The sequence below is a fragment of the Stenotrophomonas sp. MYb238 genome, assembly GCF_009496535.1.
Taxonomy (GTDB): Bacteria; Pseudomonadota; Gammaproteobacteria; order Xanthomonadales; family Xanthomonadaceae; genus Stenotrophomonas.
Genome location: NZ_WIDL01000011.1, coordinates 93,965 through 113,978, shown reverse-complemented (window position 1 = coordinate 113,978; position 20,014 = coordinate 93,965). Strand labels below are relative to the sequence as shown.

General features: G+C 70.7%; 15 protein-coding genes and 1 pseudogene. 7 read left to right on the top strand and 9 right to left on the bottom strand.

Features of this window, described 5'->3' with window-relative positions:
- Window positions 1–13: 13 nt before the first annotated feature.
- From CQ393_RS09460 to CQ393_RS09425, 8 genes are read right to left on the bottom strand one after another with little or no spacing between them, the layout of a single operon-like run.
- Window positions 14–931, bottom strand: a complete 918-nt coding sequence (locus CQ393_RS09460; protein ID WP_153191304.1) for a type II secretion system F family protein — start codon at window positions 929–931, stop codon at window positions 14–16.
- On the bottom strand, window positions 928–2,280 hold the full coding sequence (locus tag CQ393_RS09455) for a CpaF family protein (RefSeq protein ID WP_153191303.1): 1,353 nt from the start codon (window positions 2,278–2,280) through the stop codon (window positions 928–930). Before CQ393_RS09455 ends, CQ393_RS09460 begins: the two co-directional genes overlap by 4 nt.
- A gap of 2 nt (window positions 2,281–2,282) precedes the next feature.
- Window positions 2,283–3,539 (bottom strand): fimbrial protein, encoded by a 1,257-nt coding sequence (locus tag CQ393_RS09450; protein WP_153191302.1) that lies wholly within the window; start codon window positions 3,537–3,539, stop codon window positions 2,283–2,285.
- 21 nt (window positions 3,540–3,560) lie between these two features.
- The gene (locus tag CQ393_RS09445) at window positions 3,561–4,874 is read right to left on the bottom strand and encodes a type II and III secretion system protein family protein (RefSeq protein WP_153191301.1); all 1,314 of its coding nucleotides are present in this window, start codon (window positions 4,872–4,874) and stop codon (window positions 3,561–3,563) included.
- Between the two features lie 14 nt (window positions 4,875–4,888).
- The gene (cpaB, locus tag CQ393_RS09440) at window positions 4,889–5,938 is read right to left on the bottom strand and encodes a Flp pilus assembly protein CpaB (RefSeq protein ID WP_153191300.1); all 1,050 of its coding nucleotides are present in this window, start codon (window positions 5,936–5,938) and stop codon (window positions 4,889–4,891) included.
- Window positions 5,939–5,965: 27 nt separating this feature from the next.
- Window positions 5,966–6,451 carry a TadE/TadG family type IV pilus assembly protein gene (locus tag CQ393_RS09435; protein WP_153191299.1) on the bottom strand — a complete coding sequence of 162 codons (486 nt, stop codon included), beginning with the start codon at window positions 6,449–6,451 and terminating at the stop codon, window positions 5,966–5,968.
- Complete coding sequence (locus CQ393_RS09430) at window positions 6,444–6,980, bottom strand: prepilin peptidase (RefSeq protein WP_343199909.1); 537 nt, start codon at window positions 6,978–6,980, stop codon at window positions 6,444–6,446. Before CQ393_RS09430 ends, CQ393_RS09435 begins: the two co-directional genes overlap by 8 nt.
- Window positions 6,981–6,993: 13 nt before the next feature.
- Window positions 6,994–7,173: a Flp family type IVb pilin gene (locus CQ393_RS09425; RefSeq protein WP_153191298.1), complete on the bottom strand. Its 180-nt coding sequence runs from the start codon at window positions 7,171–7,173 to the stop codon at window positions 6,994–6,996.
- A gap of 486 nt (window positions 7,174–7,659) precedes the next feature.
- Between CQ393_RS09425 and CQ393_RS09420 the strand changes: the two genes are divergently transcribed.
- The 4 genes from CQ393_RS09420 to CQ393_RS09405 all read left to right on the top strand — a co-directional run bounded on the left by CQ393_RS09420 (window position 7,660) and on the right by CQ393_RS09405 (window position 13,878).
- Window positions 7,660–8,586, top strand: a complete 927-nt coding sequence (locus CQ393_RS09420) for a helix-turn-helix domain-containing protein (RefSeq protein WP_228114393.1) — start codon at window positions 7,660–7,662, stop codon at window positions 8,584–8,586.
- Between the two features lie 188 nt (window positions 8,587–8,774).
- Window positions 8,775–12,338, top strand: coding sequence for an ESPR-type extended signal peptide-containing protein (locus tag CQ393_RS09415; RefSeq protein ID WP_153191296.1), 3,564 nt, complete (start codon window positions 8,775–8,777; stop codon window positions 12,336–12,338).
- A 74-nt stretch (window positions 12,339–12,412) separates the two neighbouring features.
- On the top strand, window positions 12,413–13,177 hold the full coding sequence (locus CQ393_RS09410; RefSeq protein WP_228114391.1) for an OmpA family protein: 765 nt from the start codon (window positions 12,413–12,415) through the stop codon (window positions 13,175–13,177).
- A gap of 104 nt (window positions 13,178–13,281) precedes the next feature.
- Window positions 13,282–13,878 carry a DUF998 domain-containing protein gene (locus tag CQ393_RS09405; protein ID WP_153191294.1) on the top strand — a complete coding sequence of 199 codons (597 nt, stop codon included), beginning with the start codon at window positions 13,282–13,284 and terminating at the stop codon, window positions 13,876–13,878.
- A gap of 43 nt (window positions 13,879–13,921) precedes the next feature.
- On the opposite strand, the gene CQ393_RS09400 is transcribed toward CQ393_RS09405, so the two are convergent.
- On the bottom strand, window positions 13,922–15,205 hold the full coding sequence (locus tag CQ393_RS09400) for an amidohydrolase family protein (RefSeq protein ID WP_153191293.1): 1,284 nt from the start codon (window positions 15,203–15,205) through the stop codon (window positions 13,922–13,924).
- A gap of 217 nt (window positions 15,206–15,422) precedes the next feature.
- Between CQ393_RS09400 and leuS the strand changes: the two genes are divergently transcribed.
- From leuS to holA, 3 genes and pseudogenes are all read left to right on the top strand, one after another.
- Window positions 15,423–18,065: a leucine--tRNA ligase gene (gene leuS / locus CQ393_RS09395; RefSeq protein ID WP_153191292.1), complete on the top strand. Its 2,643-nt coding sequence runs from the start codon at window positions 15,423–15,425 to the stop codon at window positions 18,063–18,065.
- Between the two features lie 315 nt (window positions 18,066–18,380).
- A pseudogene (gene lptE, locus CQ393_RS09390) lies at window positions 18,381–18,887 on the top strand (LPS assembly lipoprotein LptE); the annotation flags it as partial.
- A gap of 81 nt (window positions 18,888–18,968) precedes the next feature.
- Window positions 18,969–20,012 (top strand): DNA polymerase III subunit delta, encoded by a 1,044-nt coding sequence (holA, locus tag CQ393_RS09385; RefSeq protein ID WP_153191290.1) that lies wholly within the window; start codon window positions 18,969–18,971, stop codon window positions 20,010–20,012.
- Window positions 20,013–20,014 lie beyond the last annotated feature (2 nt).

Below are 20,014 nucleotides of genomic sequence, written 5' to 3'. Positions count from 1 at the left end.
GGCGGGCATCGGCTCATATCGACTTCGCCAGCCGGTACAGCACGAACGCGCCAACCGCCTCCAGCGCGACCGCCAGCAACAGGATCTTCCGCCCCAGCGGCTCATGGAACATGGGCTGGAAGAAATCGGGATTGAGCAGGGCCATGAACAGCGCCGAGAGCACCGGCAGCAGGCCCAGTACCCAGGCGGACATGCGCGTCTCGGAGGTGGTGGCCTGCAGTTCGCGCTGCACCTCCTCCATGTCGCGCATGAAATCGCTCATGCGCTGCAGGATCTGGTCGCTGCGGCCGCCGATGCGGATGCTGGTGCCCAGGATCACCGACAGCATTTCCAGCGGCTGCAGCCGCCAGGCCTGCGCCGCCTGCAGCAGCGCGCGGTCCAGGTCCATGCCGGCGCGGGTGTAGCCCAGCGCGCTGTCGAGGATCGGGCGCAACGGCGGGGTGACGTTCTGCGTCGCGCTCTGGAACGCCATCGACAGGCTGTTGCCGATGCCGGCCATGCGCACCATGTTTTCCAGGAAGTCCGGCATCTGCGCGACCAGCCGCTGGCGGGTCTTCTCGATGCGGCGCTGCAGCCACAGGCCCAGGCCAAGCGCGTACAGCAGCAGCGTGAGCACGCCGAACCACGCCGAGCCCAGGCGCATGCCCGCGGCGACCGGCAGGACGAAACCGGGCAAGGCCAGCACGACCAGCATGCGCCGGCCGTCGTCCAGCCCGGCGCGCCGCAGCAGTTCGGCCCAGCGCTGCCGCGGCACCGCGACAACGGCCGGCGACGCATTGCCCGGTTTGCCGGCGGCGGCCGGCGCCAGCCGGGTTTCCGCATGCAGGGCGGCGGCGCGCTGCTGCTGGCGCGCGGCCACGCTCCACCACAGGTGGAGGGCGCCGGCCGCCAGCAGCAAGGCGATGCTGGCCATCAGCAGGGCCAGGGTCATGGCAGTTCCCCCAGCGTGGCCTGGCGCAGCTCCATGCGGAACGGCTCGAGCTTGTGGCAATGCGGGTGGAAGCCCAGGCCGAGCCAGCGGTCGCGCTCGCGGCTGTCGTTGTCGATCCAGCTCTCGTGCTTGAACAGCTCCTGGCTGCTGATGATGTTGTCGCTGACGCCGGTGATCTCGGTGATGGACAGGATCACGCGGCGGCCGTTGCCCAGGCGCGAGATCTGCACGATGAAGTCGATGGCGCTGGCGATCTGCCGGCGTAGGCTTTCCTCGCTGCCCTGGAACCCGGCGAATCCGGCCAGCATCTCCAGCCGGTACAGGCAGTCGCGCGGCGAGTTGGCGTGGATGGTGGCCATCGAACCGTCGTGGCCGGTGTTCATCGCCTGCAGCATCTCCAGCACCTCGGCGCCGCGCACCTCGCCCACCACGATGCGGTCCGGGCGCATGCGCAGGCTGTTGCGCACCAGGTCGCGGATGCCGACCGCACCGCTGCCGTCGAAGCCACCCAGCCGGCTTTCCAGGCGCACCACGTGCGGATGGTTGAGCGAGAGCTCGGCGGTGTCCTCGATGGTGATGACCCGCTCGTTGTGCGGGATGAAGGTGGCCAGCGCGTTGAGCAGCGAGGTCTTGCCGGAGCTGGTGCCGCCGGAGATCAGGATGTTGCAGCGCCCGCGCACCATCGCGTTGAGCAGGGCGTAGATGGGCTTGTCGAACGCGCCGCGGCCGAGCAGCTCGTCGGGCGTGAACGGGTCCTTGCGGAACTTGCGGATCGAGACCATCGGCCCGTCGACGGCCAGCGGCGAGATGATCACGTTGAGGCGGCCGCCATTGGGCAGGCGCGCGTCGACCATGGGGTTGGAATCGTCCAGGCGGCGTCCGAGCGGGGCGATGATGCGGCGCAGGATGCGCAGCAGGTGGCGGTCGTCGCTGAAGCGCTGCGGCGCACGTTGCAGCACGCCGCCGCTGGAGACGTGCACGTCCTTGTAGCCGTTGATCAGGATGTCCTCGATCTCGGGATCGTGCAGCAGGTCGTCCAGCGGGCCGAAGCCGATCAGCTCCTTCTGCAGGGCGGTGGCGACGGTTTCCATCTCCTGCGCGTTGACCGGGATCCGCCACTCCTTGACGAAGGCGGCGGTCTGCGCCTGCACGAACCGGGCGATGGTCGACGGCGACCAGGCGTCGATGTCGACGCGCTCGTCCTCGATGTGGTTGAGCAGGTACTCGTGCGCGGCCGAGAGCATGCTCTGGAACTGCTCGGTCTGCTCGAACGGCACGCCCGGCGGCGGCGCCTGCGCCTCGGTGGCGGGCTGCAGGCGTTGCGGCAGGGGAGTGACTTTGTCTTCCATGGTTAGCGACCCAGGAGAGAGGCGAGGCGGGCGATGGGGGAGACGATCGGCGCCGCGTCGCGGCCGCCGGCCAGGTGCTGCAGCAGCGGTTGCAGCGCGCGCACGTAGGGGTCGCGCGGCGCGCTTTCGGTCAGCAGGCGGCCGAGCCCGGTGCTGGAACGCAGCGCCCGGCTGCGCTCGGGCACGGTGGCCAGCAGCGGCAGGCCGAAGCGCTCGGCGATCTGCCGGTCGCTCAGGCCGCCGTCCGGGTCGTAGCGGTTGACCACCAGGTGCAGGCGGTCGTCGCGCAGCTCGCGCTGCTCCAGGTCGCGCACCGCCTGGTCCAGCGAGACCAGGGTGCCGATGCCCTGGTCGGCGACCAGCCAGATCTCATGGGCCTGCCTCAGCAGCGCGCTGGGGACCTGCGACATCGGCAGGCCGCCGCTATCGGCGAGGGCGAACGGGAAGATGCCGCGCAACTGCTTCAGCAGCGCCGTCGGCTCGTGCACGGGCGGCAGCGCGGTGCGGGCCATGCCCAGCAGCGCCAGGCCGCTGGCGTGGTGGGCCAGCGCGGTGGTGGCGAAGGTGGCGTCGATGCGTTCGACGTGGCGCAGCGCTTCCTCGTAGCCGAAATGGCTTTCCATGCCCAGGTAGAGCGCGCCGTCGCCGTGGGGCTGGCCCAGGTCCAGCAGCAGGACCTGGTTGGCGCGCTGGCCGCCGCTGCCGGGATGGCCGAGCTGCGCGGCCAGCTGCGCGCCGAGATGGACCGCGAGCATGCTGGCGCCGACGCCGGGGCGCACACCGTGCAGCAGGACCAGGCGTCCGTCAGGCGCGGCGGCCGGTGCGGCGGGCGTGGCCGCGACCGCCGGCGACGGCACGGACTGCGTGGCGACGCGGTCGAATACCTCGAGCATCTGCGCGGCGTCATTGTCGATGTCGATGAAATCGCGCACGCCGGCGCGCATCGCCACCAGCAGGTGGTGGGCCTGTTCCGGTCCTTCGCTGCCCACCCCGACCATCGGCAGCGGGCATCCGCTGGCGAGCAGCTGCCGCGCCAGCTCGGACGAATAGCTGGCGTTGCCGCCGCAGTAGTCCAGCAGGACCAGCGGCGCGCCGGCGGCGGTCGCGGCCAGCTGCGGCGGCGGCACGTCGCGGCTGTCCACCCATGCCAGCCGCGCATGGCCGGACAGCGCCGCGCCCAGCCGCGCCATGTGGCGGTTGTCCGGGGCGTAGAGCACCAGTTGCAGCTTCGGGTTCTGGTGCATGGGCGGCAGGGGCATGGGCGAGGGCATGGCGGTTCTTCAGCGGGAGAAGCCCGGCAACTGGTCGGGGGAGGCCGGATGCAGCAGCCACGAGCCCCACACCGGCAGGCGCGGTTCGGATTCACGCTGGCCCGGTAGCGGGATGTCCGTGCCCCTGGCCAGCGGCCGCACCAGGCGCGGGGTGACCACGATCACCAGTTCCTTGTCCTCGCGTTTGTAGTCCAGGTTGCGGAAGAACGCGCCGATCACCGGGATGTCGCCCAGCAGCGGGATCTTGTTGACCATCGACGACAGCTGGCTGCTCACCAGCCCGCCGATGACGAAGCTCTCGCCATCGCCCAGTTCGACGGTTGTGTCCGCGCGCCGGGTGGAGATGGCGGGAATCTGCACGCCGTCCAGGGTGATGCCGCGCGTGTAGTCCAGGTCGCTGGCTTCGGGCGCCACCTTCAGCGCGATGCGGTCGGGCGCCAGCACCGTGGGGGTGACCGTCAGGCCGATGCCGAACGGCTTGAACGTCACCGTCGTGGTGCCCAGGCCCTGCGGTTCGAGGATGGGCAGTTCGCCGCCGGCCAGGAAACTCGCGCTCTGGCCGGACAGCGCCACCAGCGTGGGCTCGGCCAGCACGCGCGCCATGCCGTTGCTCTGCAGCAGGTCGATGCTGGCGTTCCAGTTGTGGGGGAGGGAACTGGCGACCAGCTTGAATGCCGAGGACAGCGCGCCGCTGCTGGCCGAGGTGGGCGAGGCGACGCCGTAGCTGAAGCCACCGTTGGTGTTCCTGAAGTTCAGGCCGATCTGGCGCAGCACGCTGCGGTTGAACTCCACCACCTTCACTTCCACCTGCACCACGCCGCCGCTGGCGATGGTGGATACGTCGTTGACCACGCCCTTTTCGCCCACCGCGCTGGCGGCGGCCTTGCGCGCGGCTTCATGCGTCAGCAGCGAAGGCGTCTGTCCCTGCAGCAGCGCCTGCCCGTCCTGCACGGCGACGGCGGGAGAGCGGGCGTCGAGCAGGCCGCGCTGCACCGCGCTGCGGACATCGACGCGGATGCGGGTCGGCGTGGGCTGGCGGCGCTGCCACAGCATCAGCGTGGTGCTGCCGGCATTCTTCCCGACCAGCAGCACGTGGCGTTTGTCGCGCAGGGAGGTGACGTCGGCGATCTCCGGATCGGCGATGGCGATCCGCTCCACGTCCTCGGGCAGCGCCCAGGGCCGCTGCTCGTGGAGCTCCAGCTGCACGGCGTCGGTCGCCGCCGCCTGCGCCAGGCAGAGGGCCGGCAGGCCGGCGGCCAGCGTTGCCGCGGCCAGGAACAGCAGGACCGGGAGGCGCGGCGGAAGACGGGCGGGCTTGGCCATGGTCGAACTCCCTTTCATGGCGAGGACAGCGGGGTGGCGGGGTTGGAGCCGCGCACGACCTCGATGCCGCCGCCGGTGTGCGCGCGCCGGAACGTGCGCTGCGGTGGTGCGGCGGCGGGCGCCGGCACGGCGCTCTTCGTTCCGGCCAGGCCGCCCAGGTCGACGCCGGCGAAGGCCTGGTTCTCCGGCCGCTGCGCTTCCTCGGTCGCCATGCCGTCCAGCCCGCTGCGCAGGGGCAGCACCGGCGCAGGCGCCGCGAAAAGCGTGTTGTCGGCCACTGCCGTGTCGATCGGATTGCGCAGGGCCAGGAACAGCTTGCCGCTCTGCGCGCCGAGCAGCAGGCGCCCGATCATCTCCACCGGCACCGCCAGCACCGCCGTTCTGGCCGGCGTCGTGGCCTGGCTCGCGGCGCTGGCGCCGCCGCTGCCCTGTCCCATGATGGAGGCGGCACGGCCGCCCGGTTCCGGCGCCTTGGTTTCTTCATGCGCCTGCGTGGCGGCAGCGGTGGCGGGCGCGGCGGACAGCATGTCGCGGTCGCCGTAGCCCAGCACGCGCAGGCGCGACAGCAGCAGGCGCGCCTGCATGCCGCCCTGGCGGGTGCCGGCGGTTTCGGCCACGCCGGGCAGGCTCATGAACACATCCACGTGGTCGCCCGGCGAGACCCGGTTGCCGGCGCTGGCCAGTTCGTCCACCGGCACCGCCACGGCCCGTTCGCCGGGATTCAGCGCCAGGGCGATGCCGCGCGACACGCCGCTGCGCGGCACCGGCTGTCCGGCGGCGACGTCCTGCAGCAGGATGCCGCCGGTCGCCTCGCCTATGTAGACGAAGGTGCCGGCGGGCCGTTCGGCCAGCGTGGCGACGGTCAGGTCGTTGGCCGACAACGGCATGCCGGCCGTCAGCGCCCGCGCCGCCACGACCACGTCGTACCGCGGGGCGGACGCCGCCCCCGGCGACGCGACCGGCGTGGCATGCGACGAACGACGGCCGATGCCGATGGCGACGACCGCCAGCAGCACGGCGATCGCCAGGAGCAGTACCGCCGTGATTCGTATGGCCTTGGGCATGGTGGTCCTCCGTGAAGGCGTATGGATTCAGTTGCCGTTGTCCAACTGCACGATGGCGCTGCTGCGCATCCGTTCGCCGAGCGTCCAGCCCAGCAGCCGGCCGGTCCCGGGAATGAACGGGTGGCGGTCGTAGTCGTAGGAGACGCTGACCTGCATACAGCGGGTCGTGCCGTCGCTGGCGCAGGGGTAGGCGTCGGACACGACGATGGGCGCGGCCGCCGCCGCAGGGCAGTTGGGCGCCTCGCCGGAGAAATTGAGCAGCCACTGCATCGAGCGGGCCGAGGCTTGGCAGGCGCTGTTGCGGCGCGCCGGTACATCCCCATAGCGCAGCGCGGCGCGGGCGCCTTCGCTGGCGGCCAGGGTCAGCGACTGCTGCGCGGCGAAGACCATCACCCCGGTGAAGGTGACCAGCAGCAGCGGCAATATCCCCAGCATCAGCAGCAGCGCATATTCGATGCTGACTGCGCCGCGCTGCCTTTTGATATTGGGGCGGTGGCGTATTTGTTTATCCATGTGAAACCCCGGTGAAAACAACCAGCAGGGTGGCGATACCGAGATAGGCGGCATAGGGAATTCCTTTTCGCCCCTCGCGCGACGCTTTCATTCTGTCGAGAAAACCGCTTTCATTCACGAAGGTATATACGCGGAACGCCGGCGGATACTGGGTGATAAACCCCTTGGCGAGGCCGTTCCTTGCCGCGATCAAAATCGCCGCGTGTGCGCCCGCGAGCAAGCTGGCGATTATCCACAGGGGCAGGAGCGCACCGCCGCCGAGCAGCAGGCCCAGCACCGAAAACAGTTTCACGTCGCCGGCGCCCATCCAGCCGATCAGGTGGAAAGGAAGCAGGAGGACCAGGCCGAGCAGCAGCCCGGCCATCGCGTCGGGAAAACCGGTGGAAACCCCCGGCAGCATCAGCATCGCCACGCTCCCGGCGACCGCCGCCGCCAGCAACCCGCGGTTGGGAACGCGCCGGGCATACAGGTCGGTGCAGACGACCTGCAGGCCCAGCATCACCGCAATGGCTGCCGACAGCGGGGGCACGGCCGCTTGTCCGTCAAGCGAATGCGGCGGTGACGGCCGCCGTCAGCTGGGCGAACAGCGCGGTGAAGAAACCGCGCAGCGCGGGGCCGGCGACGACCACCAGCGCGCCGGCCACTACCGCGGCGAGCAGGCCGTATTCCAGCGCGGTGACACCGTCTTCTTCTGCGAAAAACCTGCGGATCTTGGCGTTCATGATGCTCTCCATGAAAGCCCGGGCCGGCAACGCGCCGGAGTACACCGGGCGAACGCGGGTGGCGACACCCGCGGGGATTGTCTCGGGCATGCGGCCTGGCCAAGGGAGAGGGTGCGGTTGGTCCGGAGTCGCCGGATAATCCTCCGGCGATATTCCTGTATTCCCCCTGTGGCATGGCAGGCATGCCCGGGGAGGATCATTTCAATTCGAATTCGGTGCGCATACACATATTCGGCAAGATATTGCGGAAGTGCGCATGTGTGATGTATTTCTCTATTCGCGCACCCGGCGTACACATGCTCGTCCCGGCGTGCCGGTTATGTAATGCGGGCGGAAAGGAACCGGGTGCGGTTATTCCATCCGGTTTCCGGTCCGCGGCGGATCAAGGGGGGATGCGCCTGGTTGCCGGCCGCATCCGAGGGCTTACGACGGGAAAACCGTCCGGGCATGGACGTTCACATGGATGCGATGATCTGCGATCGGCATTTGAGGTCATTCGACCTGTCCACGCTGGGGAGCGTCCTCCGCGTCTGCCATGTCGAACTGGTATTGCTCGACGGACAGCCGCCGATGGCCTCGGTGACCTCGTTCGTCCACGACCAGGCGCTGCTGTGCACGCTGGAGATCGCCGCGCGCACGCGCGGGCGCTTCCTGCTGCCGGTCGACTGGTGCCTGCTGGGCTGGATGGAAGCGGTGGATCCGGAAACCAGCTGGTGCCACGGCGTGCCGCTGTCGCCGGGCGGGATCATTTCGGTGATGCCCGAAGGCGTCACCGAGTTCGCGCTGGGAGCGAACAGCCGGGTGACCTTCGTGCTGGTGCCGCTGCGGCGCTTCCAGGAGCGCACCGCCAGCCGCAGCCTGGGTGGCCTGGACACGGGCAGCGTCGACGTTCCCCTGGTCAGCGGCCGCGAACTGCCGCCGCTGCAGGACTATTACCAGGGCCTGCAGCAGCGCATCCGCCGCGGCGAAGTCACCGCCAACGAGATCGACGCGCTGCTCGATGCGCACGCCGGCGAACTGTTCGCCAACGGCCCGGCCGAACGCCGGGTCTGCAGCCGCAACCGCCGCGCGCGCTACCTGATCCTGCGTCGCGCGGAGGACCTGATGCGTACCAACATCCGCCGGCACATCTACATGCAGGAGCTGTGCGACGCGGCAGGCGTGAGCGAGCGCGCGCTGCGCTATGCCTTCGAGGAACTGGTCGGCATATCGCCGGTGCGCTACCTGTCGATGCTGCGGCTGTGCGAGGCCTGCCGCACGCTGTCCTCCGCCGACGCCGGGCGCAAGTCGGTCAAGTCCATCGCGCTGAGCTGCGGTCTGTGGGACCTGTCGCGGTTCGCCGACAACTACCGCCGGGTGTTCGGCGAGCTGCCGAGCGAAACCCTGATGCGCGGCACCTTCCCCGACTCCTGAAACCAGCGGGATCCGGCGCATTTGCCGATTCCGTGCATGGGCTTGCCGGGAGTGCGCACAGATTTGCCGGATAGCCATAGCGATGTGCCGGATACAGGCAAAGACAGCCGCCGGTTCCTGATGAAGTGCGATCCAAGCGATGAAGTCCGCCATCGGGGCGGGACGCTCGCATTGCACGGGGACACGTCATGAATCGCATCTACAGACTGGTATGGAACCACGCCCTGAATGCTTTCGTCGTGGGGTCGGAGCTGGCAAGCGCAGGCGGGAAGCGCTGCGCCGCCAGGCGCCTACATGCAGGGCAGGCGGGCGCGCTGCTGGGCATGGGCGGCATGCTGATGCTCGCGATGGCGCCACCGGCGCAGGCCGGCGACGCGCGCCTAGACGATCTGCAGGCGCTGGTCGCCAAGTACGCCGCGCAGGAAGCGTCCGCGCCGGCGCTTCCCGTGCCGGTCCCGTCCATCGCGGGCGCGGCGGTGGTGTCCAGCGCCGATGCGTCCGTGCGGATCGCCGGCCATTCCGGACAGGCAGCGCCGGCACTTCCGCAGGCGCTCGGCGGGGTGGCCGCATCGGTGAAGGCGGTCGCCGCATCCACGGTGCGGCCGCAGGTCGCGGCCACGGTCCAGGCCACGCGGGTCAAGCCCGTGGCGCATGCGGTCACCGGCGCCGGCAAGGCGGTGACGGCGTTGCCGGGCATCGCCGGCAAGCTGCCGCAGGCGCTGGTGCTCAAGGAGGATGCAGTGGCGGGCGGCATCGCGGGCACCGCGCGCGCGGCCCTGCAGGCACTGGGCAACGTGCTGTCGCCGGGCAAGGACGAAAACGGCGGCAATCCCCTGCGCGGCACCCTGGTTTCGACCGTGGGCGCGGTGGAGGAACTGACCGGCGGACTGGTCAAGGGAAGTCATGCGGGTGCGGTGCTCGACGGCGTGGTCGATGGGGTCGCGCCGGTGCTCGACGGCGTCGGCGACACCACCGGCGCCCTGGTCGGCCAGCTCACCGGCTCGGCCGCGCTCGGCACCGGCCTGTCGCAGACCGTGGCCACCGCCACGCAGGGACTGCAGGCGACGACCGGCGCGCTGGGCCAGGGCGATGTGGGCGGTGCCGTGCACTCCCTGCTGGGCACCGTCGGCGGGACGGTGTCCACGGCGACCGGAACCGTCACCGGCACGCTGTCGGGCGTCACCGGCTCCGCGTCCGGGCTGGGCGGACTGCAGCAGGTGATCGACGACATCGCCGGCGGGTTGACCGGCGGTGTGTCCAACGTGGTCGGTCAATTGACCGGGCAGCCGGTGGCTGCCGCGGGCGGCGCGGCAGCCGTGGCGCGCCCGACCGGCCTGGTGGTCGGCAACGGCGGGCTGGTCGGCACCGTCGATCAACTGGCCGGTCCGTCGCTGGCGACCCTGTTCGGCGGCGACGGCTATGTCCGCAACGGCGGCCTGGCGATGAGCAACGCCAACATCGCGCAGGCGTACGCGGTGACCACGGTGGCTGGCCTGCCGGTGGTCAACCTCAGCCCGGTCGGGCAGGTGCTCGACGGCCTGGGCGGCCTGGCCACCGGCGGCAACTCGCACATGACGCTGATCGGCGGTGTCACCTCGGACAACTACATCTACAACATCAACAACGGCAGGCCCAACGGGCTGCTGGGCCTGTTGCTGCCGGACAGCGCGCCGGCGTGGGCGGACACCTGCGCCGATCCGCTGGGCCTGGGCTTGGCCACGGTTCAGTGCTGGGGCATCAACGCGGCGCAGGACTACCAGGTGCTGATCGGCGACGGCGCCTATGCCAACGGCTCCAAGGAGGTGGTGATCGGCACCAATGCCGAGCACCGCCTGGCGCGGCAGGACGCGGACGTGGTCTTCCCCGGCGGCGGCACCGGCCCGACCGGCGTGCCCACGGCCGACTACGACGCGCGGCTGGGCCATTCGGTGGTGATCGGCGACAGCGCGTCGGGCTCGGCCAACGGCCAGACCCTGATCGGCGCGGGCGCTACCTCGGACAAGGCCAACAGCGTGGCGCTGGGCTACAAGTCCAACGCCGACCGCGGCGGCCGGAACGGCTATGCGGCGTTCGGCCTGTCCGCGCCGCAGAACTCGATCGGCGAAGTGGCGGTGGGCTCGGCCGGACGCGAGCGGCAGATCACCCATGTCGCCGCCGGCCTGGAACTGACCGACGCGGTGAACGTGGCCCAGCTCAAGGGCGCGCTGTCGCTGATCTCTGGCGTGAGCCAGTCGGCGGTCACCTATGACGACGATGCGCAGGGCAATCCCGACTATGGCCGCGTGACCCTGGGCGGCGGCAACGCGCCGCAGGGGACGGTGGTGGGCAATCTCGCCGCCGGCGCGGTGGCGGCCGGCAGCATGCAGGCGATCAACGGCGGCCAGCTGTACGGCTTCGGCAATTCGCTGGCGGCGCTGATCGGCGGCGGCGCGACGCTGAACGGCAACGGCACGCTGTCCATGCCGTCCTATGCGCTGAACGCCATCGGCGCCAACGGCCAGCTGTCGCTGAACCAGTACGCCGGGCTCGGCGCGGCCTTCGGCTCGATCAGCAATTCGCTGGCGCATCTGCGTGGCCTGGTGGTTCCCGGAACGCCGGCCAATGGCAACCCCGATCTCCTGGCAGTGCGCTATACCGCCGACGCCGACGGCCTGCCCACCAACGAGGTCACGCTGCAGGGCGCAGGCGACGGCGCCGCGGTGGCACTGCGCAACGTCGCTGCAGGCAGCGTCGCGGCCGGCAGCACCGATGCGGTCAACGGCGGGCAGCTGGCGGGCACCAACGCCGCGCTGGCGACGGCGATGGGCGGGGCGATGGCCTATGACAGCGCATCCGGGCAGTGGACCGGGCCGAGTTTCACGATCACCGACATCAATGCGGCCGGCGCCACCCGGCAGCAGGTGCTGGACAACGTCGGTGACGCGCTGGAAGCGCTGGATGGCTCCATCGTCAACGTCAACCGTCGCATCGACAACATCCAGTCCGGTGGCGCCGGCAATGCGTATTTCGCGGTGAACTCGAGCAAGGCCGCGGCATCGGCCACCGGCCAGGACAGCATGGCCGCCGGCCCGCAATCCACGGCGTCGGGCGCGCAGTCCGTCGCCCTGGGCGATGGCGCCACCGCCACCGCCGACCGCAGCGTCGCGCTGGGTGCCGGCTCGGTCGCCGACCGCGCCGACACGGTGTCGGTGGGCAGCGCCGGGCAGGAGCGGCAGATCACCCACGTGGCTGACGCCAGCCAGGACACCGACGCGGTCAACCTGCGCCAGTTGCAGGCCTCGCAGCAGGGCACGGTGCGCTACGACCAGAACGGCGACGGCAGTACCAACTACGGCAGCGTGACCCTGGGCCAGGCGGGCAGGGGCGTGGTGATGCACAACGTCGCCACCGGCGTGGCCGATACGGACGCGGTGAACGTGGCGCAACTCAACAAAGGGCTGGGGGACATCATGGACTGGTCGAAGAACTACACCGATCAACGTTTCGGCGACATCGGCCGCGACATCAACCGCGTCGACAACCGCGCCTCGGCCGGCATCGCCTCGGCCATGGCGATGGCCGGGTTGCCGCAGCCCACCGAGGCGGGCAGGCGCATGGCCTCGTTCTCGGCCAGCACCTTCCACGGCGAGTCCAGCATGGCGGTGGGCATCTCCGGCGTCACCGACGGCGGGCGCTGGATCTACAAGCTGAGCGGTTCGGCCAATACGCGCGGCGACGGCGGCGTCACGGTAGGCGCCGGTTTCCAGTGGTGAGCGCCCGGCGCGCACCGGCGTGGCCGGTGCCGCCGCGCACATGAGCGACGAACGCAACGGGGGCTGGCATGGACATGAAGTGGACGACGATGGCGATGGCGGCATTGCTGGCCGGGTGCGGCGGCGCGCAGGTACGCGGGGATTTCCCCGACCCGGCGCGCGCCCATCCGGCGGGCGGGACCTACGTGAGCCTGGAGGGCCTGCGCCAGTATGCGCCGGGCATGAACAAGCAGCAGCTGTATGCGCTGCTCGGCACGCCGCATTTCGGCGAGGGCCTGTGGGGCGTGCGCGAATGGAACTACCTGTTCAACTTCCGCCGCTCGGTGGGCGCGCCGCCGGTGCAGTGCCAGTTCCAGATCCATTTCGACGGCAAGGGCGTGGCCGTGGGCCAGTCGTGGAAACCGGCCACCTGCGCGGCGCTGCTGGAGCCGGCGCCGGTGGCGGCCGCGCCGCCGCCGCCGCCCGCTCCGCCACCGCCGCTGCGCATTTCCGCCGATGCGCTGTTCGCCTTCGACAGCGCGGAGCTGTCCGCGGCGGGCAGGACGCAACTGGACGAGGTGGTCGCCCGCCTGGGCGCGCGCGCCGGCACGGCGCAGCTGACCGTGGTCGGCTTCACCGACGAGATCGGCAGCGACGCCTACAACCTGCGGCTCTCGCAGCGCCGCGCCGAAGCCGTGCGCGATTACCTGCTGGCGCGCGGCATTCCCGCCGGGTCGGTGCGCGCGGAAGGACGCGGCAGCGCGCAGCCGCTGGTGGACTGCGGCAAGGCGCCGCGCGCCGAGCGCGTGCGCTGCCTAGCGCCCAACCGCCGCGTGGAGATCGCCGGAGCCGGCGCTTGAGCCGTGCGCGCGCCGCGCCGGCGTGCGCGCCGGCGGCGCAACCCTCACAATCGCCGGCGTTGGCTGGCGCCCGCGCGCGCCGGCGTCGAAGGGATCGGATGCCGATGGTGTGGAAACAGATGCTGCGCTGGGCCGGACCGGCGTCGGTGGTGGTGTGGCTGGTGGCGCTGGCGGTCTTCGGTGCGCGCCTGCCGTTCTACGATCAGATGCGCCACCCGGTTTCGCTGCTGGGCGCGACCGGCGTTCCCGGCGCGGGGACGTTCAATGCGGTGGGCTTCGTGCTGCCGGGCCTGCTGGCGGCGCTGGCCGCGCTCGGCCTGCTGCTGCGCATGCCCGCCGCCGCCTCGCGCCCACTGCGTGTGGCCGGGCAGATGCTGCTGCTGGCCGGGCTGGCGTTCGCGGCGATGGGGGTGTTCCCGCTGGACGTGGACGACATCGAGAACCGCGCCAGCCAGGCGCATGCCAGCGTCTGGCTGCTGTGGCTGGTGGCGTTCTGCGCCGGCGCGGCGATGCTGCGCGTGGGCGCGGCGCGGGATGCGGCGTGGCGCCCGGTCGCGACCCTGGCCGTGGCCTGCGCGGTGTGGATGCTGTGCAGCGCCTTCGTGTTCGGCAGCGTCATGCCGGTGGCGATGGCGCAGCGGCTGGCCTTCCTGGGCTGGGCGCTGTGGCTGGCGCTGCTGGCGCGGCTCGCGCCGCGCTGAACCTGCACGGCGCGCGCTCCCCACGGCGGAGCGCGCGCGGCCGTCACTGCCTGTAGATCACCCCGTCCTTCATCACGAAGCGCACGTCCATCACCGCGTTGATGTCTTCCAGCGGGTTGGCGGCCAGGGCGATCACGTCGGCGCGCTTGCCCGCTTCCAGCACGCCCTGGTCGTCCACGCCCAGCACCTGCGCGGCGTGCACGGTGGCGGCCTGCAGCGCGTACGCGGCGGGGATGCCGGCCTCGACCATGTAGATGAACTCGCGCGCGTTGTCGCCGTGCGGGCCCACGCCCTGGTCGGTGCCGAAGGCGATCCTGACCCCGCTGCGGTAGGCCCTGGCCGCGGTCTGGCTGATCAGCGCGCCGATGCGCGCCGCCTTGGGGCGCACCACCTCGGGGAAATAGCCGTCGATCGCCGCCTTCTCGGTGACGAAGCGCCCGGCGTAGAAGGTGGGGATGTACCAGGTGCCGCGCTGCTTCATCAGCCCCATGATCTCCTCGTCCATGTAGGTGCCGTGCTCGATGCTGGTGACCCCGCCCAGCACCGCGCGTTTCATGCCCTCGGTGCCATGGGCGTGGGCGGCCACGCGGAAGCCGTAGTCGTGCGCGGTGTCGACGATGGCCTTGATCTCGTCCACGGTGAACTGCGGCGCGTCGCCGGAGCGCGCGTAGCTGAGCACGCCGCCGGTGGCGGTGATCTTGATGACGTCGCTGCCGTCCTTGTAGCGCTGGCGCACCGCCTGGCGCGCCTGGTCCACCGAATTGATCACGCCCTCGGTGGGGCCGGGCGGGCCGACCAGGTGCGAGAGCTGGTCGTTCCAGCCATTGGTCGGATCGGCATGGCCGCCGGTGGTGGCGATGGACTTGCCGGCGGCGAAGATGCGCGGCCCTTTCAGCAGCCCCTGGTTGATCGCGTCGCGCAGGTGCGGGCCGACCTCGCCGCCGAGGTCGCGCACGCTGGTGAAGCCGGCCATCAGCGTCTTTTCGGCATAGCCGACCGCGCGGAAGGCATGGTCCACCGGGTCCAGGCGGAAGCCCTCGGAATAGCTCTGCGGGCTGGACTGGCTGCCCAGGTGCACGTGCAGGTCGGTCCAGCCGGGCAGGCAGACCTTGTCGCGCAGGTCGACCTGGCGCGCGCCGCCGGTCTCTGCATCGGCGCCGCTCACTACCTGCTGGATGCGGCCGTCGGCCACCACCAGCGTGTGCGGCCCCTTGAGCTGGCCGCTGCGCGCGTCGAACAGGCGGCCGCAGCGCACGGCGACGGGTTCGGCCCAGGCCGGCGCGCAGGCCAGCAGCAGGAGAGCGGCGAGGTGGCGGCGGATCGGCATCGGTCTGTTCCCCAGGGGCGGAGACGGCAGCATAGCGAGCCGGCGCGGGAAACCGGCGCGGCGTCTGTGGGCGCCGCGGGCGGTGCCGGGCAGGGGCGCGCAAGCGATTGATATTGCGGGAAACAGGTTTTTCCCGGGGGTGTCGGGGTGGGCTGGATTGGAGCACTCTGGTGCACTGCGGTACGCTGTCCCGCTTTGCCGCCGTCCCAACGCGTTCATGTCCAGCGTCGAAACCAACATCTACGATCCCCAGCCGGTCGAAACCGCTGCCCAGAAGTACTGGGAAACCACCCGTGCCTTCGAGGTCGACGAGACCTCGGACAAGCCCAAGTACTACTGCCTGTCGATGCTGCCGTATCCGTCCGGCGCGCTGCACATGGGCCACGTGCGCAACTACACCATCGGCGACGTCATCAGCCGCTACAAGCGCATGACCGGCCACAACGTGCTGCAGCCGATGGGCTGGGACGCGTTCGGCCTGCCGGCCGAGAATGCCGCGATCAAGAACAGGACCGCGCCGGCCAAGTGGACCTACGCCAACATCGACCACATGCGCAGCCAGCTCAAGTCGCTGGGCTATGCGATCGACTGGTCGCGCGAGTTCGCCACCTGCACGCCGGACTACTACGTGCACGAGCAGCGCATGTTCACCCGGCTGATGCGCAAGGGCCTGGCCTACCGCCGCAACTCGGTGGTGAACTGGGACCCGGTCGACAACACCGTGCTGGCCAACGAGCAGGTCATCGACGGCCGCGGCTGGCGCTCCGGCGCGCTGGTGGAGAAGCGCGAGATCCCGCAGTGGTTCCTGCGCATCACCGATTACGCCCAGGAACTGCTGGACGGCCTGGACGAACTGCCGGGCTGGCCGGATTCGGTCAAGACCATGCAGCGCAACTGGATCGGCCGCTCCGAAGGCCTGGAGATCCAGTTCGACGTGCGCGACGTGGACGGCGCCGCGCTGGACCCGCTGCGCGTGTTCACCACCCGCCCGGACACGGTGATGGGCGTGAGCTTCGTCTCCATCGCCGGCGAGCACCCGCTGGCGCTGCATGCGGCCAAGGCCAATCCGGCGCTGGCCGCGATGCTGGCCGAGCTGAAGCAGGGCGGCGTCTCCGAGGCCGAGCTGGAAACCCAGGAAAAGCGCGGCATGGACACCGGCCTGAAGGCCATCCATCCGGTCAGCGGCGAGCAGGTGCCGATCTGGGTCGCCAACTTCGTGCTGATGGGCTACGGCACCGGCGCGGTGATGGCGGTGCCCGGCCACGACCAGCGCGATTTCGAGTTCGCGACCAAGTACGGTCTGCCGAAGAAGCAGGTCATCGCGCTGAAGCACCCGAAGAACGACGACGAGCGCAGCTACGATCCGGCCCGCTGGCAGGACTGGTACGGCGACAAGACCCGCGAGACCGAACTGGTCAATTCGGCCGAGTTCGACGGGCTGGACTTCCAGGGCGCCTTCGAGGCGCTGGCCGAGCGCTTCGAGCGCAAGGCCCAGGGCCAGCGCCGCGTCAATTACCGCCTGCGCGACTGGGGCGTGAGCCGCCAGCGCTACTGGGGCTGCCCGATCCCGGTGATCTACTGCGACAAGTGCGGCGCGGTGCCGGTGCCGGAAGACCAGCTGCCGGTGGTGCTGCCGGAGGACGTGACGCTCAACGGCACCGGTTCGCCGCTCAAGGCCGACCTGGAATGGCGCAAGACCACCTGCCCGGACTGCGGCGGCGCGGCCGAGCGCGAGACCGACACCTTCGACACCTTCATGGAGTCGAGCTGGTACTACGCCCGCTACACCTCGCCGGGCGCGCGCGAGGCCGTGGACAAGCGCGGCAACTACTGGCTGCCGGTGGACCAGTACATCGGCGGCATCGAGCACGCCATCCTGCACCTGATGTACTTCCGCTTCTTCCACAAGCTGCTGCGCGACGCGCGCATGGTGGAGAGCAACGAGCCGGCGCAGAACCTGCTGTGCCAGGGCATGGTCATCGCCGAGACCTTCTACCGCCAGAACGCCGATGGCTCCAAGGACTGGTTCAACCCGGCCGACGTGGACGTGGTGCGCGACGAGCGCGGCCGCATCACCGGCGCCACCCTGCGCGGCGACGGCCAGCCGGTGGTGATCGGCGGCACCGAGAAGATGTCCAAGTCCAAGAACAACGGCGTCGACCCGCAGGCGATGGTCGCCAAGTACGGCGCCGACACCGTCCGCCTGTTCTCGATGTTCGCCGCGCCGCCGGAACAGTCGCTGGAGTGGAACGAGGCCGGCGTGGACGGCATGGCCCGCTTCCTGCGCCGCTTGTGGGCGATGGTGCACAAGCACGTCGCCGACGGCCAGGCGCCGGCGCTGGACGTGGCCGCGCTGGACGCCGGGCAGAAGGCCATCCGCCGCAAGACCCACGAGACCATCGGCAAGGTCGGCGACGACTATGGCCGCCGCCACGCCTTCAACACCGCCATCGCCGCGGTGATGGAACTGCTCAACGCGCTGGGCAAGTTCGACGACGCCAGCGCGCAGGGCCGCGCGGTGCGCCAGGAGGCGCTGCAGGCCACCGTGCTGCTGCTGAACCCGATCACCCCGCACGCCTGCCATGCGATGTGGCAGCTGCTGGGCAACGCCGAGACGCTGCTGGAAGACCAGCCGTTCCCGCAGGTCGACGCCGCGGCGCTGGTCAAGGACGCGCTGACCCTGGCGGTGCAGGTCAACGGCAAGCTGCGCGGCACCATCGACGTCGCCGCCGACGCCGGCCGCGAGCTGATCGAGGCCGCCGCGAAGGAAGAGCCCAACGCGGCCAAGTTCCTGGAAGGGCTGACCGTGCGCAAGGTCATCATCGTCCCGGGCAAGATCGTGAATATCGTGGCGGGGTGATCCGCCTGCGGCGGTCACCCCCCAAAGTTCCGCCTGCGGAACTTTGGGCCCCGCGCCTTGAGCTTCCATCCCCCCATCCGCGCTATGCGCGGATCGCCCCCCAACTTGGGGGGCTGGGCCTTGGCAACCGGTTTTCGCGAATGCCTCCGGACCAGGAGCGCGTGAGCGTTAGGCTCCGCGTTGCCTCCGCACGCTCGGTGTGCGTTTCCGAACAATGAATCAGCGATGCCGGTTTCATCCCCGCTCACACCCGATGGGCGATGATGCGGGCCGTTTTCTGTTGCCGCTCCCGGCCGGCTCCGCCAGACTGTGCCCATGACCCGATACCTGACCGCCCTCGTCCTCGCCGTGAGCCTGACCGGTTGCGGCTTCCACCTGCGCAACAAGCTCACCCTGCCGGACGACACGCCGGCGGTGAAGGTCGAATCCACGGTGCGCTACAGCGAGCTGGTCAAGCTGCTGGGACGCGGGCTGCATGCCTCCGGCGCGATCGTCGTCGGCGAGGACGAGCCCGGCAAGGGCGCGGCCCGGCTGCAGGTCCGCTCCGAGCGCTGGGGCGACCTGCCGATCGCCATCGACGCGCAGGGCCGCACGCAGGAATACAGCATGCGCTACGCGGTCATCTTCGCTTTCCTGCGTCCGGACGGCAGCGTGCTGGTGCCGGAACAGGTGATCGAACTGTCGCGCGACTACGTGTCCGAACCGACCGACGCCACCGGCACCACCACCGAACGCGAGATCCTCGCCGACGAGCTGCGCCGCGAGATGTCCGCCTCGATCCTGCGCCGCATCGACAGCGTGGTGCGCGCGCAGATGGAGAAGGAACGCACCGCCGCTCCGGCGACCGGCAAGGACGACTGACGCATGCCGACGATGGCGGCCCAGGCGCGCGGGCGCTGAGCGATGGAACTGCGTCCCGAACAGCTCGCCAGCCAGGCCGGCGCGCAGCCGCTGGCGCCGGTCTACCTGATCGCCGGCCCCGAACTGCTGCGCGTGCTGGAAGCGGCCGACGCGGTGCGCGCCAGGGCGCGCGCCGAAGGCATCGGCGAGCGCGAGGTGTTCGACGCCGACGGACGCGATTTCGACTGGGGCCAGCTGGCCTCCAGCTTCAACGCGCCGAGCCTGTTCAGCGCGCGGCGGCTGGTCGAGCTGCGCCTGCCCGGCGGCAAGCCGGGCAAGGAGGGGGCCGAGGTCATCAGCGAGTTCTGCGCGCGGCCGCCGGCCGACGTGGTGCTGCTGATCACCGCCGGCGAGTGGAGCAAGTCGCACCATGGCAAGTGGGCCGACGCGGTGGCGCGCACCGGCGTGCTGTCGGTGGCGTGGGCGATCAAGCCGCACGAACTGGGCGACTGGATCGAGCGCCGCCTGCGCGCCAGGGGGCTGCGTGCCGAGCCGGCCGCGGTGCAGCGCTTGAGCGAGCGCGTGGAAGGCAACCTGCTCGCCGCCGCGCAGGAAATCGACAAGCTCGCGCTGCTGGCCGAGGGCCAGACCCTGGACGTGGCGAAGATGGAAGCGCTGGTCGCCGACGCCGCGCGCTACGACGTGTTCCGCCTGGTCGAGGCGGCGTTCTCCGGGCAGCCGCCGGCGGTCATCCGCATGCTCGCCGGGCTGCGCGCCGAGGGCGAGGCGGTGGCCGCGCTGACCCCGATCCTGATCCGCGAGCTGCTGCTCACCGCCGGACTGGCGCGGGTGCAGGCCGGCGGCGGCAACCTCGCCGGCGAGATGAAGGCGCGTGGCATCTGGGAATCGCGGCAGGCGCCGTTCAAGCGCGCGCTGCAGCGGCACCCGGCGCCACAGCGCTGGGAACGTTTCGTGGCCGAGGCCGGGCAGGTCGACCGCATGGCCAAGGGCCGCGCCGAGGGCGACCCCTGGCTGGCGCTGGAACGCCTGCTGCTGGCCGTGGCCGAAGCGCAGGCGGTGCGCCTGCTGGCCCGCGGGACGCGCTGACC